The sequence below is a fragment of the Lysobacter sp. CA196 genome, from assembly GCF_052078695.1.
Lineage (GTDB): Bacteria > Pseudomonadota > Gammaproteobacteria > Xanthomonadales > Xanthomonadaceae > Lysobacter.
Genome location: NZ_JBQJIN010000002.1, coordinates 279,929 through 305,114, shown reverse-complemented (window position 1 = coordinate 305,114; position 25,186 = coordinate 279,929). Strand labels below are relative to the sequence as shown.

Sequence of the window (25,186 nt, the reverse complement as noted above, 5' to 3'; positions counted from 1 at the left end):
CTCTGCCCGTAGGTTAACCGACCCGATGGCGGCCACCCCTGGCCTCGCACTGGGCCGCACCATGCGCCTGCCTCCCCCCCCAGGGCGCCTGGCGCAAAGGCCTCTTGGGCTACCGCAAGTTGGACGTGACCCAGAGCCGCAAACGCAGTATTCTGACTTCCAGCAAACGTCCAAACGGCTCCAAGAAACGTCCACAGCGGCGATCCGGACTATGGAAGCAAACCGATACTCTTTTACTGCGATGCGGGGAATACAGGCCGGAAAGGCCTTTTTCGTTCTTCTGTGCCCGCTCAAACTGGTCCCCAAGCTGTTCAGGTTCGACGATGAGAGCGTCCCTCCCGAGCTCCGGGCCCAACGGGTGCTCAACCGTGCCCGGGTCCCCCAGATTGCCCGCTACATCGCTGACAACCCACAGGAATACATCCTCTCGTCTCTGTGCGCCTCGGTCGACGGCGAGGTGGAGTTCGAGCCGGTCCAAGAACAAGGCGCAATGCGCAATGTAGGCGTGCTCCACATTGGCATGAGCTGCACCATCCTGATAAACGACGGCCAACATCGTCGCGCTGCAATTGAGGAGGCCATCAAGGAACGGCCGGAAATCGGTGATGAGTCCATCTCCGTCGTCCTGCTTGCCGACGGCGGCCTAACTCGTTCACAGCAGATGTTCGCGGACCTGAATGTTCATGCGACCCGCCCGACAAAATCCATCCGGCTTCTTTACGACCACAGAGACGAGTTTGCACAGCTGACAAGAGACACGGTCCAGAAGGTGCCGTTGTTCCGGGAGTTCACCGACCTGGAAAGCACCAGTCTTTCTAACCGGGCTATGAAACTCTTCACTTTCAGCTCCCTGCACCAAGCGAACGGCCTTTTGTTTGATCGGCCACGCAATGGGACGCCCCAACCAGACAACCTCGCTACGGCTATCGCATTCTGGGAAGAGGTCATCCGCAACATGCCCGATTGGCAAGCCGTGCAAAGCCGAAAAGCTAATTCGTCCGACCTCCGTCGCGACTACGTCCACGCGCACGGCATCGCCCTGCAAGCCATCGGCTCGGCAGGCGCGCAGCTATTGGATGAGCATCCGAAAGACTGGAAGAAGAAGCTCTCGGGATTAAAGCAAATTGATTGGTCGCGCTCGAACATCGAGCTTTGGGAAGGACGCGCTTTGCACGCAGGAAAGATCAGTAAATCGGCACTGACCGTTGGCTTAGTCGCCAATATTGTTCGCCAGGCACTGGGCTTGAAGCTCAACCAGGATGCATTAGAGCTCGAACGCCGCATCTCTTCATCGCGCGGAATGCACTTCGACATGCGGAGGGCGAGCTAATGGCTAAGGTCAACAAGAACGCAGCCTCGGCACTGGAAAGCCTCTACCAGGAGGTGCGCGAGCTCTACTTGGCCGACAAGCGCCCCTGGGTGCTGGGATTCAGCGGCGGCAAGGACTCCACCTGCGCTTTGCAGGTAGTGTGGACAGCATTGGCCGCGCTGCCGGCGAGTTCGCGAACCAAGCCGGTATATGTCATCAGCTCAGACACGCTGGTCGAGACACCCGTCATCGTTAACTATATCGATGAGACCTTGAAGCGCATCGAGCATACGGCGATTGCGCAGGATATGCCGTTCCGCTCGCATAAGGTCGTGCCGAAAATCGATCGCAGCTTCTGGGTGAACATGATCGGCCGAGGCTACCCTGCTCCGTCTCGTCGGTTCCGCTGGTGCACCGAGCGCTTGAAAATCGAGCCAGCCAACGAGTTCATCCTCGATCGCGTTGCCGAGTTCGGCGAGGTGATCATGCTGCTGGGCGTGCGCTCCTCAGAGAGCGCCACGCGTGCGCAGGTCATTTCATTCCACAGCATCAAGGGCTCTCCCCTCTCTCGCCACTCATCCCTTCCCAATGCGTTCGTCTACGCACCTATCGTGTCTTTCAGCACTGACGATGTGTGGACCTACCTTCTTCAAAATCCATCGCCTTGGGGCAATGACAATCGCGATCTGGTGGCGATGTATCGCAACGCACAGGCTGGCGAATGCCCTCTGGTCGTCGATACCACAACACCGAGCTGTGGCAACTCTCGCTTCGGTTGCTGGGTATGCACGGTGGTAACGCGCGACAAGTCGATGGAGGCCATGATCGACTCGGGCCAGGACTGGCTCGAACCCCTTCTCGTCTACCGCGACATGCTGGCCGCGACCCAAGATCCAGAGAAGAAGAAGGAAGTGCGAGACTTCCGTCGCCGCACGGGCCAAGTAACTTTCAAGAAGGGCTCAGACCAGCTCATTCCGGGCCCCTACAAGCTTGATTTTTGCAAGGAGCTTTTGGAAAAGCTTTTGCGCACGCAGTTGGAAGTGCAAAAGGAAGCGCCGCCCGGCGAGTCCACGCAGATCATCCACGAAGCTGAGCTCCATGCCATTCGCCAAATCTGGCGCCAAGAGCGCGGCGATTGGCAAGACTCCGTGCCCACCATCGTTCGCGATGTCCTAGGCATCGAGCTCAACTGGGTTTCCGACGATGCCGCCACCTTCAACCTCGAAGATGGTCAGCTGCTGGATGACATCTGCCACCAACAGGGAATTCCCACCGAGCTGGTCGTGCGCCTGCTCGATTTGCAGCGCACAACGCAAGGGTTGAAGCGGCGCCACGCCATTCACACCCGTATCGAAGATGTCTTGGCGCGCGACTGGCGCAGCATGGACGAGATTCTGGCCGATCGGCGTCAATCACTGGCCAAAGATGGCATGGAGCTTGACGCAGAGGACGACGACGCGTTGGCACTTGAAGATAGCGTAGGGGAATGAAGTGCTTTTGCGTTCGATAACATTGCAGGACTTCGGCCTGTATGCGGGACAGCAGTCAATTTCTTTGCTGCCCCGCACCCGATACAAGAAGGAACGGCCGATCATTCTGATTGGCGGCAATAACGGTGCGGGCAAAACCAGCCTGCTTGATGCCGTGCGCCTGACGCTCTACGGCAAGCTGGCGTTGGGCAACCGTGTCTCCCAGTCTGACTACAACGCTTACCTAAAAAGCCGTATCCACGTGCCCCCGGCTTCCAAGCCGCAGCCTTCCAGCGCATCGATCACGCTGGACTTTGACTATGCCGAGGCAGGGATTACGCATCGCTACCAGGTTGTGCGCGCGTGGGCCGTGCGAGGCCAGTCGCTGATCGAGTCCTTGGATATCAGCAAAGACGGCAGTGAGCTGGCGTCGGTGCCGCGCGAAGAGTGGCAGTTCTTCTTGCAAGACATGCTTCCACCGGGTGTATCCCAGCTGTTTTTCTTTGACGGCGAGAAGATCACTGACATCGCCGAGGACAAAGACAGCGACGAGCATCTATCCCACGCCATTCGTGCCCTGCTCGGCATCGAGATCGTCAGCCGTCTTCGCACCGACCTGGGACTGTTCATTTCTCGCCAGGAGCGCGCCAATGTCGACGACTCCGCCGATCGCCTAGATGAGGTGATCCGGGACCACGGTCGCCTTGACGAGGAGCTCTCCCAACTTCGCGATCAGGTCGCTGAACTGCGCACTCGCTTCGATGGCCAGGAACACACAGCAGAGAAAGCCCGCCAACGCTTCGTCGCCTCTGGCGGCGATGTGGCGATGCGGGTGGGCGAACTTCGGGGTGAGCGCGACCTGCTTCAAAAGCGCCAATCCGCCCTGCTCGCCCGTATCCGCGAAGGCTCCGCAGGACTCTGGCCCCTGGCTGTGGCGCCCAAGCTTCTGAGTAGAGTGCTCGACGCTACGGCGCGCGGTGGGGCTCAGGGCGACCCCGCTCTGTCCAGCACCATGCGCGCGGCGTTGAAGCATTGGCTCGCGAACACCTCAGACGCAGGCAGGCGACGCTGGAAAGGGCAGGTCCAGCAGGATTTCGACGAAATCTTGAAACAGGCGACCAATAAGACCGCCACGGCCAGCGCGGGGGCCGCCCCCAATCCCATTACGCACGTGCCAAATGGTCGGGAGCGTTTGGAGCGGGCGCTGTCGCAGTCCAGGCAGGAAGCTGCGGCAGCCGGGTCCGAGTATGCCCAGGTGATCGAGCGCCTACGCTCTATTGAAGCAGCCTTGGCCCGGGTGGATGAGACCACCACCGATTTCCGCCTTGATGAATTGCGCACGGCCGAACAGGCCTGTGGCGCGACGCGTCACGAGATCGAGTCGACTGAGGCGCGGATCAAGGAGCTGGCCTATCGCCAAACCGTGTTGGAGCGCGAGCGCACGCGCATTCTCAGCGAGCAGTCTGACCGCTCCCAATCTGATCGTCGCATGGAGCTGGCTTCCAAGACCTCCAAGGTTTTGGCTGCCTACGAGTCAGCCTTGGTCAAGCAAAAGACACGCGCGTTGGAGAAGGCATTCGTAGAGTGCTTCAACCGTCTGGCGCGCAAGGGCGATGTCGTGCGAGGCGTCCGCATTGATGACGCCACCTTCCAGGCTACCTTGATCGATGCCGATGGAGGACAGATCCCGAAACGTCTACTGTCTGCGGGCGAGAAGCAGATCTACGCCATCGCAATGTTGTGGGCGTTGGCCAAGACCAGCGGCCGCAAATTGCCGGTGATTATCGATACGCCATTGGCACGCCTAGATAGCGAGCATAGAGCCAATATCATCGGACGCTACCTGCCCGAAGTCAGCCATCAAGTCATCGTGCTGTCCACCGATACAGAAGTGGATGTCGAAGTGGTCGCCACACTGGAAAAGCACGTATCGCATTCCTACCTGCTGGAATACATCCGCCGTGAAGGACGCACCGAAGCGCAACCTGGCTACTTCGAGGCGCTCAGGCAGGAGATGAGAGGGATCCATGCACTACAGTAAGCTCAAAATTTCCAGGGATGCGACTAGCAGGCTGCGGTCCATCAAGCAGAAGACGCACATCACCCCTAACCTGCTCTGTCGCTATGCGCTGATGCAGTCTTTGGAAGACGGCCCTCTGGGCGACATTCCGCTGCCCGACCAAGAAGGTCAGGAGTTCAATGCCTATACGCTCACGGGTGAACTGACCGAACTGCTGCTTGCCCTGGTTCGCTCAGTCGAGGAACGAACGGGCGGACCGGCCCTGTCAGACGAGGTGCTAATGGCCCGGGTCCGTGGGCACATCCACCGCGGCGTCGGATCGCTATCGGTGCGTGTGAAGTCTCCCTCCGACTTGGTCATGCTCGCCGCCCAAACCCCGTGATCGCCCCCTATCCCATTTACCTCGATCACAATGCAACAACGCCGTTGGAACCAGCGGTGTTCGAGGCCATGCGCCCTTACTTCCTCGAACATTTCGGCAATCCGTCCAGTATCGATCACCTGTATGGGCAAACTGCAGCGGGGGCCATACAGACCGCGCGCGAGCAGGTGGCCGCAGCGATCGGGGCGCAGGCATCTGAAATCACCTTTACCGGCTCCTGCACCGAGTCGGACAACATGGCCATCTTGGGCGTGGCGCGTGCCCTGGCCACCAAGGGTCATTTCATTACCTCGCGGATCGAACATCCGGCCGTGTTGGAAGCGTTTCGTCAGCTAGAAAATGAGGGCCATTCAATCACCTATCTCCCGGTCGACGACACTGGGCAGATACGCTTGGATGAGCTGGCGTCGGCGTTCCGACCCGAAACGGCCTTGGTTTCGATCATGGGGGCCAATAACGAAGTCGGGACGCTCCAACCCTTGGTCCAGATCGGCGCTCTGTGTGCTCAGCACAGCGTGTTATTACATGCGGACCTGGCCCAGATGCCGGCCTACTTGCCGATCGACGTCACGAAGCTCGGGGTCGATCTGGCCAGCTTCTCTGGACACAAGATCTACGGCCCTAAGGGCGTGGGTGCGCTGTATGTGCGTCGCAGACGTCCGCGAACCAAGCTCTCACCCTTACTGTGGGGTGGCGGCCAAGAGAAAGCTTTGAGGCCAGGCACGCTTAACACCCCACTGATCGTGGGGCTGGGAGCGGCCATGGAATTCGGCAAGAAGCACCTGACCAAGACCGCGTCCCACGTCAACGCATGCAATCAGCGTCTCTTAGAGATCCTGCGGGAAGGGATCGATGGCGTGCAGGTCAACGGACACCCCATCGAACGCCTACCTAATAACTTGGCCCTTTCAATCGAAGGTGTAGAGCCACTAGCTTTGATGCGTCTCCTGCGTGAGACGGTTGCCTTCTCGGCATCCAGTGCCTGCGCCACGGAAACCGTGGAGACTTCGCATGTTCTCCTAGCGATGTTTGGAGACACCGCACGCGCACGAACCTCCTTTCGCCTGTCTACCGGTCGACACACCAAGCTGTCTGACATCACTAGCGCGGCTCAACACATAGTTGAGGGCGTGTCTCGTCTGCGCCAGATGGGGTGAACCTCTTGCTCCAAAATTGCTGGTAAGCGGCCCTCAGTTTTCGACTGAATCTACCCCTTACTCGTCCTGCCCATCAGCGCCAGAACGCCACAGGCCCTGATAAGTGATAAAGAACTCTTCAAGACTCTGTGGCGGCGCGGCGAATGCATCACTAATGACTTCAAAGCCACCCGCGGCGTAGCGGTTAAGCAGCGCCAAACCCTCCGGCTTCAACTTGCTGGTCGAAACCGGTTCGAGCAGATCAACCATCTTCTTCTCCACGCTCTTTACATCATCGAGCGGAATACTGATCCGCACCAACTCCGCGTCCACCAGCAAACCGGCGATCAAGTCCGCGTAGGGCTGATAGGTTTGGACATAGTCTTTGTTGAACTCCTCTCCGACATCGACCTCGGCGCCTAAACGGCGGCGATCAAGGCCACACATGATGCAGTAGTAGTAGGCATCGAACTGGGTGTCGAAGCGCCCTGGCCCACCCGGCGGCATTAGCCTCTGGAAAAATGCAGGCGCCAGCTTGTGATGCTTGAAGCTCATGCCTCCACCTCCGCCTGGGGTTCATCCTCGTCGGAATGAAACGCCTTGAAGGGCTCGATGCCTTCCTCCACACGTGTGCGCCCATCCTTACCCGTTTCCACTGTGATGAATTTGGCACCCGAACGACCATAGAAGCTTTCTGCGAACCCCTCTCGCTCGCTCGAAATGACGAAGAAGATGGCCTGTCCAAACAGGCTAGGAATAAGCTCGGCAACCTCGCGCCGAACCAAGGTGTCTAGCGAGACGGCCGGACTGTCCACGACGAAGGGAAGCCGATAGGGCGCATCTTCAAACAGCGACGCTAGAAATGCGTAGGCAACGGCGAGCCCTTGCCCTTCACTTACTGAGTCTTTGCTGGCTAGCGCATCCGTGGACAGCATCAATGAACTGCTGATCTCTGATACCCGGATGCCTTCTCCTGGCAAAAGAGTCTTCAATTTTTCATTGGTGGATGCTTGCACTCGATCCCGCAGCGCTTCATACGCTCGCTTCTCCACAAATTGCAAAGCATCCTGAACGAAGGTGCTTTGCTCCATTAGTCGCATCGTGTTCGTCGCTGCGGTGAGTGCAGCTCTGGCTTCGGCGACCTGCTTCTCGCACAAAGGAATATTGTCATTCCAATCTACGTCATAGCTATGCTGGTCCGCCTTAGACGTCGCAATGAGGGCAAGGAACTTTCGCTCCTGCTCATCAAAGGCGGCGCGAGAACTTTCAAGCTCGATACGGATGGCTTCGATTTGATCGTCGCCCTGCTCCTCACGCTCAGCGCAGATGCGATCAAATTCATGCTCGACTTGCTTTCGCTGACGCATCAGCGATTTCATTTGCTCCACACCCTCGACCAACAAGCTCGGATCGGCGACGCTAGTGCGAAGCGATTCCTTCATTGCATTGATCACGGCCACCTGGTTATGCCCCAGGTATTCATTAGCGCGCGCCTCGATTTGGCACTTCTCGTGCGGCCCAATGGGGCGCCCGCAAATACACTCGGGCGCCTTGGCGAGCTCGTGGAAGAATTCCGAAGAAGTCGTCTTCGGCAATTTCAACTTTTGCAACCGTGCCGCCAGATCATGTAGCCGGACCTGGATGACCTGGGATATAGCTGCCGGATTTCGGCTCAACTCAGCAACGTGGCTCGTAAGCCCTTGTAGGCTTGCGGCGATGTCCGCACGCTTCGCATTGACGACGTTCAAACGCTCGCCTAGCCCCGCGCTTACCGAGATGCGCTCTTGCCGCCTCGCCTCCAATGCGGAAATTTTTTGCGCAAGGTCTGCACGCGACGCTTCAAGCTCTTTCTTAGTAGCCTTCAAGACACGAAGCTTGGCTTCGGCGGTATTCAAACGGCCGGCGATATTGCTATGTCCACGCCCGGTGCGAACACTGGCTTCTTGTTCTGCATCCAAAACCCGTTGCGCCGCCTTTCGCAGCAGGGCGACGCGATCCAGTTGGTAGAGCGTCCGTATGGCTCTGGACGCTTCGTCCTTCGATAGGTCGCGGATACTTTTAGCAAGCTCACCGTCGAAGACGAACAGGCGGGTGAACGCCGCCGTCAGAAGATCCTGCAAGTCGCGCTTCAACCGTCGTCCCGGCTCATAGCCGCCTGAGTCTAGGGATGCTCGGGAGGTGAATGGCCGCATCGTGCCTTCGACATAGTCAAATTGCAGGATCAGCCAACACTTGTCGCCATCGACCGTGATGCGTAGGACAAACTCGCCGCTTGCCGTCAGATCATCAGGCCGGAAACTTCGCACAATCTGAGGCTCTGGCGTCTCGCCAGACAACGCCAGACGCATGAGTGTGAGTGTCGTAGTCTTGCCCGTGCCATTGGGCATCTGGATGAGGGTCCACTGAGCTGGAAGGTCCCCTAGTTGGATTTGCACATCGCGCATACCACGGATGTTCTTGTAGCTCCATCCCACGATACGAAGGTCCATTATTCACCCTCCGCATACTGGCTAGGTGCGAGGTCAATAACGCTTCTCACGTCGCCATCAGCGAAGTTGTTGCTGATCGCGTTTCGCACCAGCTGCCGGAACCGAGAATTGAAGCGCTCGTCAGCATCTAGACTGGCTAACACTTCATCCAACGCGGCTTCGATCTCGTCGTTGATAACTTTCTGCGTGTCATTGGTCATGACGCATCCTTTCGGCGAACCTGAGCCAACTTCTCAAACCACTCGCGCCTTAGTTCGTCAGCGCGCCTCTCGTTCTCTTCCGCTTCCTCATCACCCTCATTTTCGTCGTCAACGTCCTCGACGAAATCGACTACCAACGCACGCTTGCCCGGGTTCGCATCATCTATGCGCAAACAGCGTCCCAGGCGCTGGATCGTTTCCAGCCTAGCTCTGGAAGAGGAGAACAGGACGACATTGTTGACCGACTTGATGTCGATCCCCTCGGAAATCCGATGGCAGGTGATCAGGCAATCCACCGAGCCCTTGGAGAAGATTTCAAGTTGCTGCTGATCATCTGCTGCATAGTAGGTGTGGATGCGCGCGTTGAACCCCAACACAAGCTCCTGCACCTTCAATCCATACTCGCGATTCTCAACGAATATCAGGCAGCGCTCTAACACGCCAGCATTGGCTTTCAGATACTCGTGGAAGGGCGCAAGCTTGGTCGTGGTGCATTTACGCACCGATGCGATACGACGGTAGAGTTCTTCTGGCGAAGGATGCTCTCCGGCTGCACTACGCGCATGATGGGCGCGAATGATCGCGTGAATGGTCTGCCGATCCTCATCCGACAAAACATAGGACAGCGGAACGTAATCGAGCTCGCAAAGAATGCCTCGTTCGATGGCATCCTCCAATCCGAATTCGAAGATGATCGGCCCCACTTCGTCTTCGATGAATTGGTTGCCCTCGAGATCATATTCACGATCAGGCGTTGCACTGAGTCCAAGCCGATACTTGAAGGGCTTAATGCGTCCCGCGAGCGTCTTGGTCAGCCCTTCCGAGCCCAACCCATGCACTTCGTCGCAAACGATGATGGCCTCGCTAACCACCTCGGACGGCAACCGGGAGAGCACCTTCGCCAACATCTGTCGGGACACCAGAAGCAGAGCTTCTGTAGGATCGTTGATGAACTGTTGCTGCTCCTTGTAATCGGCAAAGGCGCAATAGACAGGGAACGGTGATCTCTTCAACAGCTCCTTGCGCCACTGACCCAACAGATCGGTCCCCGACATCGTGATGATCGCGGACTTGATCGCACCCCGCGCCCTGAGCTCGTCGAGGATCGATAGAGCGGTGCGCGTCTTTCCCGTGCCAGTGGCCATCGCCAAGATGCCATTGGTCTTGCTAATGAAGGTTTCAAGCGCTTGGGTCTGGTGTCGCCACTTAGCGGACTTGACCTCCTGGCGCTTGGGCGCTGGAGTGTAGGGTCGCGGATGATACTCGGTGAACTTCACCAAGTTGCGACGGATGGCCTCGGGCAGCGGGAACACCCGCACATTGACATCCCGGTTCTCCCACAACCGCAAAAATCGCTCAACGCTGTCTTTGGTGCGCTGCTTCTCGCGAGAATCCAGCCACGAGTAGAAGCAAGAGATTGACTCATAGTTATGGAATGCTTTCTCACTGTCGTTGGGAGAGCCATGGAATGCCACCACGTTGCCGTACGCATCGTGGAACTGTCCAAACTTATCGTGAAAGTCCCCATCCAGATTGTTCGCGGGTGTTGCGATCCGAAATTCCAGCAATTCGTCCGCCACCATCCAGGCCAGCAGCGCGACCGAGTCCTGTGGCAGGTCGCCTGCCAAGTCCTCGACCGACTTCGCGAGTTCGGCATGCAGCTTGGGGTCTAATTGCGCATCGATACCTTGGCGCAACGCAGCCCAGTCCTCTGGACTCAGGATTGGGCTGGCAATGATGCGTGCCTTTCCCGCCTGACTGGCAAGCGCAATCAAACCGTGTGAGACGCGACGCAGCCAGGCAGAGGAGAAGAAACCCACGCCTCGGTCATAGAGCAGTGAGCGCTGGAGAGCGGGGATTAGGAATTCCCGCTCCACCTCGTCGGTCGAGGTGTTAAATAGCGGCTTGGGTTCAAGCTGTCGAAGGCCAGACAAGCTCGCGCCTGACTGCCCCTGCTCTGCATGATCGGCCGAATCCATCGGTGTTTTAACCTGCAAAACGATCCCCTACAGGTATGGCTTCCTAATGTGCCATCTTAACCAAGCCTACCGCTTAGTGGGGCGCCAACCGCCAGATAAGAAGGGAAAATGTGTCAAAGCCTTTAGGAATGTGTCAAAGCCTTAGGTGAGTCCATTATTTTCTATATCAATCAAATATTTAGCCCCGAGAAGATTTGGATAACGACTGTCCAAGTATCCATAGCCCACCTCAACACGAAAGCCCCACCCACGCCCCACGTAATACAACGCCCCAACCAACCCGCTTGCCGCCAGCGTCCACCCCATGCCGATCTTGAAGCGCAGCATGGCTGCCAATGCTGCGATCGCGAGGATGGCGGCGCCGGGTTCGAGCGATGTCCATTCCGGCCGATGGTCAGCGGACCCCGCTGCCATGCGGTGGTGGCGCGGAGGATCGTGTGCAGTACGAATCAGGCGGCGAGGTTGAGTATTACGCCGACCACGACGGCGGTGATCGCCGAGAGGGAGGCCTTCAAGCCGAAGAACAAGGCCGCCACGAGCAGAGCCGAGCCGTGAACGACATACAGCCAACCGAGCAGACCCAATACCAGGGCGCCCGGCAGGACGAACAACACTCCGGCGATGATGCCGCCTCGGGCCCGATGCAGCAGCCAGCCGATATAAGCCGCGAGTTGTTGGGCCTCGGGCCCGAGCAACAACATGCAGTAGCTCAAGGCGTGCAGGAAGCACGGCTCGCCGATCCACTTGCGCTTCTCGACCGGTTCGCGGTGCATGAGCGCGATCTGGCCGGTCGGTCCGCCGAAGCCGAGCGCGCCGATCTTGGCCCAAACGCGCAGCGCCTCGGCAAACCCGACGCGATTCCGGGCTGTCAAAACAGTGGCGGTGTCGTTGGACGCGCTGCAGCGCTGGCTCAGGCGCCTCTTCAATCGCGGCTGCGTCGATAGCCGCTGGCTTGCAGCGCGTATCGGCAGCGAATCGCTGCGATGGGAATGGAGCGGGTGATGGGAATCGAACCCACGCTAGCAGCTTGGGAAGCTGCAGTTCTACCATTGAACTACACCCGCTTGCGGGCCAGTTTATAGCGCAGGCCGCGCGGGTGGCAAACGCCGGGCCGATGGCGCTGCGGCGCGAGGCTGGCGCCCTCCCCGCTCGCTCTGCCCGCGCTCTTCTCCGACTCTCTATCGCCCCGGTCCCTGTGTCGGCCGTACTTATCGAAGCCCCGCGCTCGCTTGACGCCCCCCCTAGGCCCCGCCCAAAAAGAAACCGGGCCTCTCGGCCCGGTTTCGGTGACGCAATAACGCTATGCCGCTATGACGCGGTAGTGCAGTGCCGCAGCAATCAGAACCCGCGACCCACCTGTGCGAACACGCTGGTGTTGTTGCCGCCGCCCTGGCCGACCGTCGCGCTGGCGCCGATGTTGGCGTCCATGCCGAACAGGTGGGTGCGCACGCCGAACAGCAGGGTGCCGTAGTTCTGGTCGAACTTGCGGCCCATCACGGCGTAGTCGCCGAGACCCGGCACGGTCTGCAGGCGGGCGTAGGCGTGTTCGGGGGCGTCCTCGAACTCGCGGTCGACGGTCAGGCGCGCGTAGGGGCGGAAGCTTTCGCTGTGGGTGTAGTTGATCTGCCAGCCGACGCTGCCGATCAGCGAGTCGAACTCCTGCTTCGGATAGGCCAGCGAGGTCGACAGGGTCGGGTCGCTTTCGGCGAAACCGTCGACTTCGATCTTCTGCGAGACCAGGCCGAGCACCGGGCCGTGACGCAGGGCGTCCTGGCCGAATTCCCAACCGCCGTTGACGGCGATGGTGAGGTTGTCGCCGTCGGCCGAGCCGTGGTGGACGCGGGTGACCGGGCCGAGGTTGGCGTTGCGGTCGATGTCGAAGTCGAGCTGGGTGTAGCTGACCTGGCCGTTGACCCAGGCGCGCTCGCCGTACCAGCCGACGAAACCGCCGAGGGTGGCTTCCTTCTGCTCGAATTCGCCGTTGCGCAGGCCGAAGTCGTTCTTCTGCTGGCCGTAGCCGGCAAAGGCGCCGAACACGAGGTTGCCGCGGTTCCAATCGATACCGCCGCTCAGCGCCGGACCGGCGCCGTCGTACAGATCGCCGTGACCGTAGCGCTGGAAATCGCCGCGCAGGCTGGTCCACCAACGCATGCCGTCGCCGTCCTGCGAACCGGCGATGTGGTTGGCGACCTGGTCGGCGCGGGCGCGGCCGCTCATCGCGGCCGAGTTCGGCAGCACGGCGATGAAACGCGGCGCTTCCAGCACCGACAGCGCGTAGTCGGCGAGGATGCGATGGGCCTTGCTCGACGGGTGCACGCCGTCGGCGAAGGCGTAGGTTTCCGGCGCGTCGGGGGCGGCGTAGTTGAGCGGGCTGCAGGTCAGCGACGAGGCGGTGATCTGCGGATTGCAGCCGGTGCCGGTGACGTTGGTGATGCCGTACGGCGCCGGGTTGGCGGTGATTTCCGCCAGCAAGCTGAAGGTGTTGAGCGGGATCACGCGCAGGCCGGCCGCGGCGAGGCCGCCGTACAGGGCGTTGTTGTAGGTGGTCGACAGCTGGGTACCGGCGGCCTGGGCGGCGGCGCCGCCGGCGCGGAATTGCGGGGTCAGGCCGAGATTCGGCACGGTCGGCACCAGCACGTACTGGGCGCCGGCGTTCTGCAGCGCGGCGACCACGCCGATCTGCGCGGTGACGGCGTTGGTGATGGTCGCCTGCGCCGGGGCGCCGGCGACGACTGCGAACAAGTCGTTGGCGCCGCCCCACACGGTGTACAGCGCGTTCGGGTCGGCGCGGCCGCCGTTGGCGGCGAGGTAGTTGGTGGTCTGCGTGGCCAGCGACGGAATCGGGCCGAGCGGGCTGGCGCTGTTGGTGCCGGTGCGGGCGCCGCCGACGGCGTAGTTGGTGCCGCCTTGGTTGGCGCTGGTGGCGTTGGTGCCGTAGTACTCGGCGACGTACTCCGACCAGACCAGGCCCGGGTTGGTGGTGAAGCGCCCGATCAGGGCCGCGTTCGGACCGACCGCCTGGAACAGGGCCGGGCGGAAATGGCCGGAGTCGGTCAGGCTGTCGCCGATGAAGACGGTCTGCGAATACTCCTGGGCGAAAGCCGGAGCGGCGGCCAGCACGAGGGCGGCGGCCAGCACGGTACGAACGGGTTTCATCATGAACTTCCCTGCGGTGATGTGACGGGTGGTGGCGATCGAACGGTCGGTCGATTGCCGGAAGAAAACGCCGTCCGGGCGAGACATACGCCGGCGGATGGCCGAATCGAAACACGCGCCGGCGGATCAAGGCAAGGCGCAGCGCGGCAAAACCAGGCCGCGATTATCCCCGGCCGGGCGCTCCGGCGCGGGGGCCAGAGGTCACAGAGCGGAGTTTCGGCGCGGTTCGGATGGCCCAATCGCCACGGCCGAGACTGGTCGCAAGCGGGCGCCCACGCGACAATGGCGGTATGAATATCCTGCTCAATGGCGAACCGCGCGCGCTCGCGGCGCCGACCACCGTGGTCGAACTGCTGCGCACCGAAGGCCTGGGCGAACGCCGGGTCGCGGTCGAGATCAACGGCGAGATCGTCCCGCGCGGGCGCCACGCCGAGCGCGCCCTGACCGAAGGCGACAAGGTCGAGATCGTGCATGCGCTGGGCGGCGGCTGAGGGCGCGACTGCGCTGATCTGAAGGGACCAACGAAGGCCGATGCGAGCGAGCACTCGCTTTGAGCACATGGTCCTTCCGTCGTCCCTGCCCCACCCCAGTGCGAATTGAGTGAGCAGGCACTACCCGCGGCTCATCGCCGGTTGAAATACACCGGGTTGCCCATCAGGAGCAGGCGCCCCTGCGCATCGCGCACGTCGACGCGCAGCCAATGGCGGGCGCCGTCGCTCGGCCAGCGGAAGTCGAAGCGTTGCTCGGCCGCGCTGACCGCCGGCTGTTCGATCAAGGGCGCGACGACGCCGTCGACGATGGTTTCGACCCGGCCGCCGGCGACGTTGCGCACGGTCAGGCTCAACCTCGCCTCCTCGCCAGCACGCAGGCGCAGCTCGCCGCCCATCGCGACCTGCTGGGCAGCGTGCCGCGCACTGAGTTCCAGGGCGCGCTCCTTCGATCCACGCACATCGACGAAGACATTGCCGGCACGCAGGCCTTCCAGGATCGCCGGCATCGACAGTTCGCGCGCATGCACGACCGTGGTCGGGCGGCCGATGCGGTTGGCACCGAAGGTTTCTTCGGCCTCGGTCGGCGCATCGTGGTTGTCGCTGCCGCCGATGCCGGTGAGGCGATGGCCGGCATTGAGTTCGCGCTGCCAGAAGGCGATGCCGGAGCCCGGCGTGTCGGCGTCGCCGCCGTTGACGGCCTCGACCATGCTGACCCGCGACAGGTCCGCCGTCGGCATCGGCGTCCAACCACAGCCCATGCAGCGTTCGTCGGAAGGGCGGATCGGGTGGTTGATAGAAACCGGCGCGCCGCGTTCTTCCAGCGCGCGCAATACGCTGTTCCAGTCCGGCACCGCGGCGCTGCCGACGCGGAAGTCGACCGGCGCGTAGGTGCCGAACACGTTGGCATGGCCCTGGAAGGTGGTGATCTCGATGCCGGGCATCAGCAACAGGCGGTCGAAGTAGGGCTGCAATTCGCGCAAGGCCGACAGGTGCGAGACCGTGTTGTGTTCGGTCACCGCGACGAAGTCGAGCCCTTGCCGGCTTGCGGCCTGCGCGGTCAGGAACAGCGGGCACGGCACCCGGGTGCCGGCCTGCGAGGCGCAACTGCCGTCGCTATGGCCGCTGTGCATGTGCAGGTCGCCTCGGTACCAACCCGGCCCGGAACGCAACGGTTTTCCAGCGATCACCGCAGGCAGGGCGTCGGGCGTATCGGCCGTGCCGAAATGGATGCGCGCGACATAACGGGCGCGCTGATCGGCGCGGATGTTGGGAATACCGAGCAGGACTTTCCACTCGCCCGCCGGCAAGGCGCCGGCCGAATACGACGGGGTCGCATCGGCGGCGCTGACGGTGAACACACGTTTGTTGCCGCCACTCCAACCGCGAAAGCCGTCGCGGCCGAGAAAGTCGCCCGGCCCGATCAGGCCGAGGTCGATGGTGGTCTTGTGCTCGCGCCCGTCGTAGTCGAACTCGACGGTGATGCGGGCGACACCGTCCGGCACCCGGAACGGCATTTCGCGGTAACTGCGGTTGTCGCGGCCTTCGATCGTGCCCTCGATGGTCAGGTCGGCGGCGTCGGCAGCACTGGCCATAGGCGTTGCGCAGGCCAGGGCCAGCATCAGCAGCGCTCGCACGACACGCAAACCGAAGCGGCGCGCGGACAACACGGCAAACGGGTTCATGCTCGCTCCGGACGGGTCAATCGTGCTTCTCTGGCGCTTCGAGCGGGCGCTGGTTGCAGCGCTCCGCTTGGCGCCGCGGGTTGCAGCGCGCGATCTCGCTGCGCGGGAACACCACGCGATAGCGGCTGAAGCGCCGGTCGGGCTGCGGGTAATCGGTGGAGATGTAGTGCGCGCCGCTGGCGAAGGCGGCCTCGCGCCGGCGCGGGTCGTTGCGTCGCGCCTCGAGCGTGTCGGCGTCGGCGCGGGTGCGCACCAGGAAGCCGGCGGCGACCGCCATGGCGATGCGCTCGCCCTGTCCGATCGGGTCGTTGAGGGTCAGATAGGCGGCATCGGAGGCCTGCTCGTCGGTGTTGACGAACATCGCCCGCCCTTCCAGCGAGCGGCGCGCACCGCGGTACAAGCCGACCTTGCGCGCGTCCTCGTCGAGCGCGAACAAGACCTTGCCGCGCGCCTGCCCGAGCGTCGGCCAGCCGCCGGCCAGCACCGCTTCGCGCAAACTCGGCGCATCGCCGCGCACGTCGTCGGGCACGATCAGTTCGGCGGCGGCGAAGACCGAGCGGATCTCGCCATCGAGCGCATCGAAGGCGACGCCGTCGAAGGGCAACGGCGCGACCGCACCGGGCCCGCCGCGGCCGTCCTTGGCGTTGAGCAGGATCAGGATCGGCGCGTGCTCGCGATGCCGCTGCGACCAGTCGCGGATCTGCCGCAGGCATTGCACGAAAACCATGCACTGGCTGCGGAAGTCGATGTCGGCCAGGTGCATGACCTTGAAGCCGGGCCGCGCCATCTCCTCCGCAACCGTCGGCGGCCAGGGGCCGGCCATACCATAGCCCCGACGCAAGGCACCCGGCGGATGCGCATAACCGCCGCCGCGCGGGTCGTAATAGACATCGAGTTCGAGCGTGCGGGCGCCCTGTTCCAACTGCGCGAACAAAGGCGGATGCGCATAGTCCAGCGAATCCGCGCCGGCCGCATCCACCGCACGATGCGCAGCCAGTTCGTCCGGCGAAATCGCCAGCTTGTAGCTGTTGTGGGTGCCGATCGCCTGCAGATCGTTGATCCGCAGGCGCGCATCGATCCAGGCCTGGCTGCAATCCTGGCCGGCAGCGGCGGCGCTATCCGCATCGAGCTTGCAGCCTGCGTCCGCGACCGGTGCGCTGGTCTGCGCACCGGCCACGCCGACAAGGGCCGCACCGCCGATCAGCGCGCCGCTCAACCACACCTTAAGCATCACCGCCCGCATCGCGCTCAGAACCGATACATCAGCGCGGCGCGGAAGGCGCGGCCGAGCAGCGGACGGGCGATGAAGGTGTTGGCGCCCGCATCGGCGCTCTGCAGCTCGCCGGCACGCGGATTGCCTTCGGTCAGGCCGCGTGAGTTGGTCAGGTTGTCGCCGTACAGGAACAAGGTCAGCCCCGGGGTGAACTCGTAGCGGGCGCTGGCATTGAGGACGTTGTACGACGGCAGCCGCACCGAATTGGCGGTGTCGACGAAACGCTCGCCCTGGTATTCGTAGGCGAGCTGCAGGCGCAGGCGGTCGTCGAGCAGGTTGATGCCCGGCACGATGCGGAAGCTGTTCTTCGGCACCCGGATCAGCTGGTTGCCGACGAAGTCGCGCAACACCGGCGCGCCGTTGACGATCTCGGTGTAGCGCAGGCCCTTGTACTGCGGGTCCTGCACGGTGGCGGTCAGCTGCACATCGAACCAGCGCACCGGGAACCACGAGGCCTCCAGTTCCAGGCCGGTGGTCTTGGTGTCGGCATAGCCTTGCTGCACGGTCGAGGTGCCGGCGTTCAGGTCGAACACGGCATTGCTGAAACCGACGTTCTCGTACTTGGTGTAGAACAAGGTGGCGAACACGTCGAAGGTTTCGTTGCTGAACTTGTAGCCGACTTCGCCGAGCTGCATGGTCTGGATCACCGGCTGCGCCGCGGTGTCCTTGCTGACGCAGTCCTGCGCCGCGGCCTGGGTGCAGTTGGAATAGCGGGTGATGAAGCTCGACAGATTGGGCAGGCGGAAGGTCGGGGTCCAGCGCGCGAACAAGCCCGAGTACTTGTCGAACTGCCAGTTGGCGCCGACGGTCCAGCCGAGCTTGTCGTAGTCGCGGTCGTAGTTCACGAAGCGGCCCGAGCCGGTCAGGATCTGCGAGCTCGCCGGAGTGCCGAGGTTGACCTGCTTGCGGATCTCGGTCCAGCCCTTGGCGTTGACCTTCTCCCAGCGCACGCCGGCGTCGATGCGCAGGCGCTCGTTGACCTGCCATTCGTCCGACAGGTACACGGCCTGGGTGGTCGAACGGCCGCTGGCGTTCTCCCATTCGTAGCCGTAGCGGTAGAAGCCCTGGTCGGTCAGCGTCGCCAGCGGCCGGCCGGCGGCGTCCACCGCAACCAGATCCAGCAAACGCGCGTTATCGCGCACGTCGAGCAGGGTCGTCGACGAATAACGGTCGAAGTCCTGGTCGAAGCGCGCGTAGTAATAACCGAAGGTGAGGTCGTGGCTCTGCCCGCCGGCATCGAAACGACGCATCAGCCGGGTGTCGCTGATCAGTTCGTCGACCGGCATGGTCACGCCACGCAGGCCGCCGACGGTGACCAGGCCGTTGCCGTTCTGATTGACGACGTCGAGCACCTGGCCCGGAGTATTGAGGTAACGCAGTTGCGCACCGGTGGCCCCGGGAATCGCCGCAAGTTGCTTTTTCAGGGCCGGGTCGGACAGGAACTTGGAGGCGCTGAGCAACTGCAGTGGGAACACGCCGTTGCGCTGGGTCTCAGTGCGGTCGTAGCGCAGCGACTGGGCCAGCTTGAAGCCGGCGCCGAGGTCGTAGTCGAACTTGACCGTGTACTGGTCGCGCTTCACCTCGGTGCCGCGGGCGTTGTCGAAGGCGTAGCGGCTGCGGTCGCCCTGCAGCATCGAGGCGTGACGGGTTTCCGGGCCGGCCAGGGTGCCGTAGTGGTCGTCGAAACCGGGCACGCCGCGGATCTTGCCGTCGGCATAGGTGCGCATCGGAATGCCCAGGTACAGCGCGACATTGTCGTCGAGGCGCTTGTAGTCGAAGGCGAAACGACCGCGTTCGAACTCCTTGCTCAGGTTGATCCGGTACTGGCCGCCGTCGTTGGCCTGGAAACCGGGGTCGCGGATGCCGTCGTCGAAGCGATAGAAGCCGCCGAGGCCGAGCTTCCAGCCGGCGCCGAGCGGCGTGCCGAAAAAGAAGTCGTAGCGGTTCAGGCCGTAGTCGCCGGCGGTGTACTTGACCACGCCCTCGGCGCTGTCGCCGACTACGCGCGGGATGAAGTTGATCGCGCCGGCCGGCGCGTTCGAGTAGAACACCGACGAGGGGCCGCCGCGCACCACTTCGATGCGTTCGATGGTTTCGTCGAGACGGAACGCCTGGTCGCCGTTGAGGAATCCCAGGGCCGGGTCGTGCTGCACCGGGATGCCGTCTTCGAGCAGGGTCACCGAACCGAAGCCGTCGACCGGAATGCCGCGCGCGCGGATGTTGCCGCTGGCTTCGCCGCCGGTGGCCTCGACCCAGAAGCCCGGCACCGACTTCATCGCCTCGGTGACCGAGGTCGGCGCCTGCATGCGCAGGCGGTCCTCGTCGATGGCCGTGATCGAATAGCTGGTCTCGGCCTTGCTGCGTTGGCGCGTGCCGGAGCGGCCGGTGACGATGACGGTATCGAGATTGGTGGCGGCGGCGGCGATGCTTGCGTCGCTGGCGGAGGCCGCGACGGCGTCCTGGGCCTGCGCGGTGGAGACGGCGAAAGCGGCGAAAGCGGTCGATACGAGGGCGCAACGGATCGCCCGGCTCAGCTGGCGGGTGGAAGGCGTCATGGATTCGGCGTTCGGAAGGAAGGGAAGGCTGCCGGCCGGTTCCGTCCGAAGGCCCTGCGTCGAGCCCGGCAATCCTGCGCATGCTGGGCCGCGACGTTTAAAGATTCGTGACAGACATCGATGTAATTGCACGCGCGGGGCTTGGCGCCAGGATCGGTCAAGCGGTTTCGCTGCGAGTTGCGAAGCGGCGCGCTGCTGCAGAGCAGAAGCAAATCCCCCTACCCCCCTTTTCCAAAGGGGGGGCACTTCGTGGGGGATGCGTCAACGTCGGATAGTTCGCCCCCTTTTCCAAAGGGGGGACACTTCGTGGGGGATGCGTCAACGTCGGATAGTTCGCCCCCTTTGCAGAAGGGGGCGGGCGCCTGCGTTCGGCGGAGCGATGCCGCCACGAGCGCATAAAAAAGCCCCGGCCGAAGCCGGGGCTCTGTTACAGGTTGCAAGTACGGATGCGTATCAGATGCCGCCGTCGATTATGGTGGCCGGCGAAACCGAGCAATGACCAGGTCCGGTGGTGCCTTCGTTGTAGGCGCCGAGAATACCGGCGAGCCTGATCGCGGTGTCGCGTGCAGGGCCCTTCGGCGCGGTGGTGCTGCGACCGATGAACCATGCGGTGGCTTCGGCGATCGCGGCCTGCACGTTGGACGGTGCGCCTGCGCCGGCTTCGGCGTTGAGGCGTGCGGCCATGTACTGGTGCGCGAGGATGTAGTACGCGTTGCCACCCTTCGGCGGCGTCCAGAACACCTTGTACCAGGTCTGACCGGAGGCGAAGAACAACGTGTCTTCTCCGATCGCGGCCCAAGTCGAGTCATACGGCGCGGGGCCGTACTTCGAGTGGGTCTTCCAATAGCCCTGGGTGTAGGTGCATCCGGTGTTGGCGCACAGTTCCGGCACCTTCACGCTGATCACGGCTTCGTCGCTGCCGTTGACGCCGAGCAGGGACGGGCCCTGGCCGCTGTTCGTCAAGGTCAGCACGTTCGGAACCATGAACTCGCAGGTGTTACCGGGTCCGGTCTGGCTCGGCAGTATCCACGACGAGAAGATGTCGAGGCTGTTGACGATGCCCGGATCGGGGTTGATGTCGCCAGTGACGTACTGGGCGAAGCTGTCGCAGATCAACGGGTTGACCAGCCAGCCGAAGCTGCCGCCGAGGTTGAGGCCCGGGGTGCCGTTGAACAGGTCGCTGACCTGCACGCAGGCGTCGGTTTCGACGTTCGGCGAGCCGTACACCAGTGCGGCCTGGTTGGAGGTGTAGCTCGTGAAGCCGCAGTCGCTGGCGTTGCCGGCGGCGTCGTAGCACTTCAGCACGCGCTGGATGCTCGCCTCGTTATAGCCTTCGAGCTTGCCGCTCAGTGCTGCGTCGTAGGTGCAGTTGAGCGAGGTCGGGCCCTGCGGGTCGCAAGTCGGCGACACCGACTGGGTGCCTCCACCGGCGAAGTGCAGAGTGTCGCTCGGATCGGCCGGGCTGAACTGCGGTGTGGCGTCGGCAGGCCAGGAGACCATGATGCTGCCGCTGACCGCAAAGCCGCTCTCGGACTCGATGCTGCGGGTCCCCGCGAGACGATAGACCGTCTCGTAGTTGCCGCCGACATTGAGCAGCACGTCGACGTCGTCGCACAGGAAGTTACCGGCATAGATGCCGCTGGCGATCGGATCGGGCAGGCAGCCCTGCATGCCGACGACCTTGGCGTCGGCCGGCGAAACCACCACATGCTTGTCCGGAACCCACGCATAGTCGCGGTCGTAGCGGGTCTGCGCGGTCTTGCTGATCGCGACAGTCCTGCAGGCGACGTTGACCGAGGCCGAGTCGCTGGCCGTGGCGTTGGTGCTGGCGCTGGTGCTCCAGGTACCGGTCGCGGTGTTGTTGTGCTGGCCCTGATCGGCGCCGCACACGAACGGCGACGGACGCGGATACGTCCACACGTACGGCCCGCTGCCCAGGTTGAACACATGGTCCGGGTTATTGGGCAGGATCGAGTCGTTGATCGAGAACGTGTCGCCGTAGCTCTCGGCCGGGTTCGCCGGGATCGAGAACGCGGCCGAGGCCACGAAGGTGTAGGTGCCGCCGTTACGCTCGCTGGTGATGCCGGCGGCATTGACGCCTCCGCTGGCGGTGAGCAAGAACGGATGGGTGTTGCTGCTCAAGTCGAACGCGTAATCGCAGGTCAGGATGATCTTGTCCGGATTCGCGGCCGGCTTGACGCAGGCCAGGGTGTCGGTGTCGCCGCCCTGCGAGGTCCAACTCAGCTGGAACTGGGTCGCGCTGTTGTTGAACTGCATGGTGTCGACGACAGCCGTCGCTTTCCAACCGAAGTCGAACGGGTCCTTGACGGTAATGGCGCCGGCGACGCGGTACATGCCGCGGGTGGTCGCGGTAGCCGACACGGTGTATTCGACCTGGTGGCTGTCGCCGTCGAACATCACGATGTTGGTGGGCGTGACGCTCTTGTCGATCTGCCAGTCGGTATAGCGCTTCCAGCTCGCCGTGGCGGTTTTCTCGCCGGTGGGCTTGGGCAGGAAGCAGTAGGTGACGTGGCTTACGCCGGCGGGCTGACCGCTGCCGTTGTCGGGCGAATAGAGGTTCGTGTCGGAGGTAACGCCGGGGTTGTAGGCGAACACGTTATAAGCGTTGCCGCCCTTGACCACGATGTAGTCCATCGGCACGGTCGAGGTAAAACCGATGTACTGGTTCTGATCCGGAGGGGTGTAGTTGAAGGTGATGGTCTGGCCAGGCGAACCTAGGTTGTAGCTTTGGCCATTGACCGGCGCACTGCCGGTACTGCCGCCGAGCCCCGCCCAGTTGGCGACACCAGGCAGGTCGTCGCAACTGGTGAAATTGCCAGGGTAGGTCGTCGGCTGCACCGAAGCCGCCCAAGCCACGGAGGGCAAGGCGGCGGCGGTAGCGAGCAAGAGCGCCGTTGCAAGCAACGGACGCCAACGTCGAGTGGTGGACATGTCAGAACTCCGTGAGCGGGGTGGCAAAGCACCCTGTTCTTCGCGCTCGGTAGCTCGGCCATGCCTGACCCGGAGGTCGGCACCCGTGGCTTTGCGACGCCGGCTCGCACCGGTTGTGCCTTTTTCGAGTCCCGTTTGACGGCGCAGCGCCCGCTTCCCCAGCGGACGCCGCAGGCGATGATCGATGCGTCGCGAAACTTCAGCGCCGCCCAGTACCGCTTGCCGGCCAATATACGCTTCAAAATGTGATTTCAATCACATTTTAATCATCCGGCGACGAACGGTCGCCGTCCTAGATGAATGGTGCAGGGACGGCCGGGTAACGCCCCGAACCGCGTTTTACGGCGACACCCTCGCCGCCCTGCCGGGCGCGCCGCGGCGGCGGCGGCGAAAACCGCACGCCGGGTGAAACGGCGAACCGCGCGGGGTCCAAGCGCACGGCGTTATCCGACATAATTCACCGATGACGAACAACGCCTTATCCGATCCGCTGGTCATCGCCGGCAAAACCTACCGCTCGCGCCTGTTGACCGGCACCGGCAAGTTCAAGGACCTCGACGAAACCCGCCTGGCGACCGAAGCCGCCGGCGCCGAGATCGTCACCGTCGCCATCCGCCGCACCAATATCGGCCAGAACCCGGGCGAGCCGAACCTGCTCGACGTGCTGCCGCCGGACCGCTACACCCTGCTGCCCAACACCGCCGGCTGCTACACCGCCGACGACGCCGTGCGCACCTGTCGCCTCGCCCGCGAGCTGCTCGACGGCCATAAGCTGGTCAAGCTCGAAGTGCTCGGCGACCAGCGCACGCTGTTCCCCGACGTCGTCCAGACCCTGGCCGCGGCCGAGATCCTGGTCAAGGACGGCTTCGACGTCATGGTCTACACCTCCGACGACCCGATCCTGGCCAAGCGCCTGGAGCAGATCGGCTGTGTGGCAGTGATGCCGTTGGCCGCGCCGATCGGCTCGGGCCTGGGCGTGCAGAACAAGTACAACCTGCTCGAGATCATCGAGAACGCGAAGGTGCCGATCCTGGTCGACGCCGGCGTCGGCACCGCCTCGGACGCGGCCATCGCGATGGAGCTGGGTTGCGACGGCGTGCTCATGAACACCGCCATCGCCGGCGCCCGCGACCCGATCCTGATGGCGCATGCGATGAAGCTGGCGATCGAGGCCGGCCGCGCCGCGTTCAAGGCCGGCCGCATCCCGCGCAAGCGCTACGCCAGCGCGTCGAGCCCGGTGGACGGGTTGATCGGCTGACATGACCGACCCGTTCTCCAGTGATGGCGCGAAAACTCCGCCGAAACCGTTCACCGTCGAAGAAGGCCGGCGCCAGGTGCGCAGCTTCGTCCTACGCCAGGGCCGCTTCACCCCGGCCCAGCAGCGCGCCTTCGACGAGTTGTGGCCGCGCTTCGGCATCGACTACCAGGGCTCGCCGCGCAATTACCACGAAATCTTCGGCCGCAGCGCCAAGCGCGTGCTCGAAATCGGTTTTGGCAACGGCGAGGCCCTGCGCTTCGCCGCCCAGCACGACCGCGAGCGCGACCTGATCGGCATCGAAGTCCACGCCCCCGGCGTCGGCCGCCTGTTGAATGCCCTGGCCGAAGACGGCAGCGATCATGTCCGCCTGTATCACCACGACGCGGTCGAAGTGTTGAACCACGAAGTCGCCGACGCCTCGCTCGACGAGGTCCGCATCTATTTCCCGGACCCGTGGCACAAGAAGCGCCACAACAAGCGCCGCCTGGTCCAACCCGCGTTCGCCGACCTGCTGGTGCGCAAGCTGTCGCCCGACGGTCGCTTGCACCTCGCCACCGATTGGCAGGACTATGCCGAACAGATGTGGGACGTGCTCGATGCGACCGCAGGCCTGGTCAACCGCGCGGGCCCGCGCGGCAGCGTGGCCCGGCCGCCGTGGCGTCCGCAAACGCACTTCGAGACCCGCGGCCAGAAACTCGGCCACGGCGTCTGGGATCTGCTGTACGACAAGAGCCAGGCTTAGGGATTCGGGATCAGGGATGCGAACCGCCGGACATCCGCACCATGCAGCCGACGCCGAATCCGGTCGTGATGCCTTGCTTCGCTCGTGCTTTTC

The 25,186-nt window shown here is 62.9% G+C and carries 20 protein-coding genes, 1 tRNA gene and 1 riboswitch; of the genes, 9 read left to right on the top strand and 12 right to left on the bottom strand.

Annotated features, from left to right (window positions below):
* Positions 1-211 precede the first annotated feature (211 nt).
* From dndB to ACTOWK_RS03970, 5 genes are read left to right on the top strand one after another with little or no spacing between them, the layout of a single operon-like run.
* A complete protein-coding gene (dndB, locus tag ACTOWK_RS03990; RefSeq protein ID WP_441328886.1) occupies positions 212-1,330 on the top strand; it encodes a DNA sulfur modification protein DndB in 1,119 nt (372 codons plus the stop codon).
* The gene (gene dndC / locus ACTOWK_RS03985; protein ID WP_441328885.1) at positions 1,330-2,799 is read left to right on the top strand and encodes a DNA phosphorothioation system sulfurtransferase DndC; all 1,470 of its coding nucleotides are present in this window, start codon (positions 1,330-1,332) and stop codon (positions 2,797-2,799) included. Before dndB ends, dndC begins: the two co-directional genes overlap by 1 nt.
* Position 2,800: 1 nt before the next feature.
* Positions 2,801-4,819, top strand: a complete 2,019-nt coding sequence (gene dndD / locus ACTOWK_RS03980; protein ID WP_441328884.1) for a DNA sulfur modification protein DndD — start codon at positions 2,801-2,803, stop codon at positions 4,817-4,819.
* Positions 4,806-5,180, top strand: a complete 375-nt coding sequence (dndE, locus tag ACTOWK_RS03975; RefSeq protein ID WP_441328883.1) for a DNA sulfur modification protein DndE — start codon at positions 4,806-4,808, stop codon at positions 5,178-5,180. Before dndD ends, dndE begins: the two co-directional genes overlap by 14 nt.
* Positions 5,177-6,337 (top strand): cysteine desulfurase family protein, encoded by a 1,161-nt coding sequence (locus tag ACTOWK_RS03970; protein WP_441328882.1) that lies wholly within the window; start codon positions 5,177-5,179, stop codon positions 6,335-6,337. Before dndE ends, ACTOWK_RS03970 begins: the two co-directional genes overlap by 4 nt.
* Before the next feature lie 57 nt (positions 6,338-6,394).
* Here the strand turns inward: ACTOWK_RS03970 and ACTOWK_RS03965 are convergent, their stop codons facing one another.
* The 6 genes from ACTOWK_RS03965 to ACTOWK_RS03940 all read right to left on the bottom strand — a co-directional run bounded on the left by ACTOWK_RS03965 (position 6,395) and on the right by ACTOWK_RS03940 (position 11,856).
* Positions 6,395-6,871, bottom strand: a complete 477-nt coding sequence (locus ACTOWK_RS03965) for a hypothetical protein (RefSeq protein ID WP_441328881.1) — start codon at positions 6,869-6,871, stop codon at positions 6,395-6,397.
* Positions 6,868-8,805 (bottom strand): AAA family ATPase, encoded by a 1,938-nt coding sequence (locus ACTOWK_RS03960; protein ID WP_441328880.1) that lies wholly within the window; start codon positions 8,803-8,805, stop codon positions 6,868-6,870. Before ACTOWK_RS03960 ends, ACTOWK_RS03965 begins: the two co-directional genes overlap by 4 nt.
* The gene (locus ACTOWK_RS03955) at positions 8,805-9,005 is read right to left on the bottom strand and encodes a hypothetical protein (protein WP_441328879.1); all 201 of its coding nucleotides are present in this window, start codon (positions 9,003-9,005) and stop codon (positions 8,805-8,807) included. Before ACTOWK_RS03955 ends, ACTOWK_RS03960 begins: the two co-directional genes overlap by 1 nt.
* On the bottom strand, positions 9,002-10,984 hold the full coding sequence (locus tag ACTOWK_RS03950) for a DEAD/DEAH box helicase family protein (RefSeq protein ID WP_441328878.1): 1,983 nt from the start codon (positions 10,982-10,984) through the stop codon (positions 9,002-9,004). Before ACTOWK_RS03950 ends, ACTOWK_RS03955 begins: the two co-directional genes overlap by 4 nt.
* 141 nt (positions 10,985-11,125) lie before the next feature.
* Positions 11,126-11,398 carry a hypothetical protein gene (locus ACTOWK_RS03945; protein ID WP_441328877.1) on the bottom strand — a complete coding sequence of 91 codons (273 nt, stop codon included), beginning with the start codon at positions 11,396-11,398 and terminating at the stop codon, positions 11,126-11,128.
* Positions 11,399-11,433: 35 nt separating this feature from the next.
* Positions 11,434-11,856, bottom strand: a complete 423-nt coding sequence (locus ACTOWK_RS03940; protein ID WP_441328876.1) for a chromate transporter — start codon at positions 11,854-11,856, stop codon at positions 11,434-11,436.
* Here ACTOWK_RS03940 and ACTOWK_RS03935 point away from each other — a divergent pair.
* A complete protein-coding gene (locus ACTOWK_RS03935) occupies positions 11,756-11,986 on the top strand; it encodes a hypothetical protein (protein WP_441328928.1) in 231 nt (76 codons plus the stop codon). The genes ACTOWK_RS03940 and ACTOWK_RS03935 overlap by 101 nt on opposite strands.
* Here the strand turns inward: ACTOWK_RS03935 and ACTOWK_RS03930 are convergent.
* Both ACTOWK_RS03930 and ACTOWK_RS03925 read right to left on the bottom strand, forming a co-directional pair.
* Positions 11,975-12,048 (bottom strand) — tRNA-Gly (locus ACTOWK_RS03930). The two genes, ACTOWK_RS03935 and ACTOWK_RS03930, sit on opposite strands and share 12 nt — an antisense overlap.
* Positions 12,049-12,322: 274 nt before the next feature.
* The gene (locus ACTOWK_RS03925) at positions 12,323-14,119 is read right to left on the bottom strand and encodes an autotransporter domain-containing protein (protein ID WP_441328927.1); all 1,797 of its coding nucleotides are present in this window, start codon (positions 14,117-14,119) and stop codon (positions 12,323-12,325) included.
* A gap of 311 nt (positions 14,120-14,430) precedes the next feature.
* Between ACTOWK_RS03925 and thiS the strand changes: the two genes are divergently transcribed.
* Positions 14,431-14,631 (top strand): sulfur carrier protein ThiS, encoded by a 201-nt coding sequence (gene thiS, locus ACTOWK_RS03920; RefSeq protein ID WP_441328875.1) that lies wholly within the window; start codon positions 14,431-14,433, stop codon positions 14,629-14,631.
* A gap of 131 nt (positions 14,632-14,762) precedes the next feature.
* On the opposite strand, the gene ACTOWK_RS03915 is transcribed toward thiS, so the two are convergent.
* From ACTOWK_RS03915 to ACTOWK_RS03900, 4 genes are all read right to left on the bottom strand, one after another.
* The gene (locus ACTOWK_RS03915) at positions 14,763-16,313 is read right to left on the bottom strand and encodes a CehA/McbA family metallohydrolase (RefSeq protein WP_441328874.1); all 1,551 of its coding nucleotides are present in this window, start codon (positions 16,311-16,313) and stop codon (positions 14,763-14,765) included.
* A gap of 16 nt (positions 16,314-16,329) precedes the next feature.
* Positions 16,330-17,544 (bottom strand): phosphatidylinositol-specific phospholipase C1-like protein, encoded by a 1,215-nt coding sequence (locus ACTOWK_RS03910; RefSeq protein ID WP_441328873.1) that lies wholly within the window; start codon positions 17,542-17,544, stop codon positions 16,330-16,332.
* A gap of 17 nt (positions 17,545-17,561) precedes the next feature.
* On the bottom strand, positions 17,562-20,141 hold the full coding sequence (locus ACTOWK_RS03905) for a TonB-dependent receptor (RefSeq protein ID WP_441328872.1): 2,580 nt from the start codon (positions 20,139-20,141) through the stop codon (positions 17,562-17,564).
* A 453-nt stretch (positions 20,142-20,594) separates the two neighbouring features.
* Positions 20,595-23,093 carry a hypothetical protein gene (locus tag ACTOWK_RS03900; RefSeq protein ID WP_441328871.1) on the bottom strand — a complete coding sequence of 833 codons (2,499 nt, stop codon included), beginning with the start codon at positions 23,091-23,093 and terminating at the stop codon, positions 20,595-20,597.
* A 45-nt stretch (positions 23,094-23,138) separates the two neighbouring features.
* Positions 23,139-23,223, bottom strand: a riboswitch (cyclic di-GMP riboswitch).
* 333 nt (positions 23,224-23,556) lie between these two features.
* On the opposite strand from ACTOWK_RS03900, the gene ACTOWK_RS03895 reads away from it, so the two are divergent.
* Both ACTOWK_RS03895 and trmB read left to right on the top strand, forming a co-directional pair.
* Positions 23,557-24,351, top strand: a complete 795-nt coding sequence (locus ACTOWK_RS03895) for a thiazole synthase (protein WP_408952747.1) — start codon at positions 23,557-23,559, stop codon at positions 24,349-24,351.
* Between the two features lies 1 nt (position 24,352).
* Entirely contained in the window at positions 24,353-25,093 is a 741-nt protein-coding gene (gene trmB / locus ACTOWK_RS03890; RefSeq protein WP_441328870.1) for a tRNA (guanosine(46)-N7)-methyltransferase TrmB, read from the top strand.
* The last annotated feature ends 93 nt before the right edge of the window (positions 25,094-25,186 follow it).

What these genes read in the sequence shown, in the direction of transcription:
- ACTOWK_RS03960 (WP_441328880.1), bottom strand. Translation starts at nt 8,805, where the DNA reads ATGGACCTTCGTATCGTGGGATGGAGCTACAAGAACATCCGTGGTATG.
- thiS (WP_441328875.1), top strand. Translation starts at nt 14,431, where the DNA reads ATGAATATCCTGCTCAATGGCGAACCGCGCGCGCTCGCGGCGCCGACC.
- dndC (WP_441328885.1), top strand. Translation starts at nt 1,330, where the DNA reads ATGGCTAAGGTCAACAAGAACGCAGCCTCGGCACTGGAAAGCCTCTAC.
- trmB (WP_441328870.1), top strand. Translation starts at nt 24,353, where the DNA reads ATGACCGACCCGTTCTCCAGTGATGGCGCGAAAACTCCGCCGAAACCG.
- dndB (WP_441328886.1), top strand. Translation starts at nt 212, where the DNA reads ATGGAAGCAAACCGATACTCTTTTACTGCGATGCGGGGAATACAGGCC.
- ACTOWK_RS03895 (WP_408952747.1), top strand. Translation starts at nt 23,557, where the DNA reads ATGACGAACAACGCCTTATCCGATCCGCTGGTCATCGCCGGCAAAACC.
- ACTOWK_RS03945 (WP_441328877.1), bottom strand. Translation starts at nt 11,398, where the DNA reads ATGGCAGCGGGGTCCGCTGACCATCGGCCGGAATGGACATCGCTCGAA.
- ACTOWK_RS03965 (WP_441328881.1), bottom strand. Translation starts at nt 6,871, where the DNA reads ATGAGCTTCAAGCATCACAAGCTGGCGCCTGCATTTTTCCAGAGGCTA.
- ACTOWK_RS03950 (WP_441328878.1), bottom strand. Translation starts at nt 10,984, where the DNA reads ATGGATTCGGCCGATCATGCAGAGCAGGGGCAGTCAGGCGCGAGCTTG.
- ACTOWK_RS03915 (WP_441328874.1), bottom strand. Translation starts at nt 16,313, where the DNA reads ATGAACCCGTTTGCCGTGTTGTCCGCGCGCCGCTTCGGTTTGCGTGTC.
- dndE (WP_441328883.1), top strand. Translation starts at nt 4,806, where the DNA reads ATGCACTACAGTAAGCTCAAAATTTCCAGGGATGCGACTAGCAGGCTG.
- ACTOWK_RS03900 (WP_441328871.1), bottom strand. Translation starts at nt 23,093, where the DNA reads ATGTCCACCACTCGACGTTGGCGTCCGTTGCTTGCAACGGCGCTCTTG.
- ACTOWK_RS03910 (WP_441328873.1), bottom strand. Translation starts at nt 17,544, where the DNA reads ATGCTTAAGGTGTGGTTGAGCGGCGCGCTGATCGGCGGTGCGGCCCTT.
- ACTOWK_RS03905 (WP_441328872.1), bottom strand. Translation starts at nt 20,141, where the DNA reads ATGACGCCTTCCACCCGCCAGCTGAGCCGGGCGATCCGTTGCGCCCTC.
- ACTOWK_RS03955 (WP_441328879.1), bottom strand. Translation starts at nt 9,005, where the DNA reads ATGACCAATGACACGCAGAAAGTTATCAACGACGAGATCGAAGCCGCG.
- ACTOWK_RS03935 (WP_441328928.1), top strand. Translation starts at nt 11,756, where the DNA reads ATGAGCGCGATCTGGCCGGTCGGTCCGCCGAAGCCGAGCGCGCCGATC.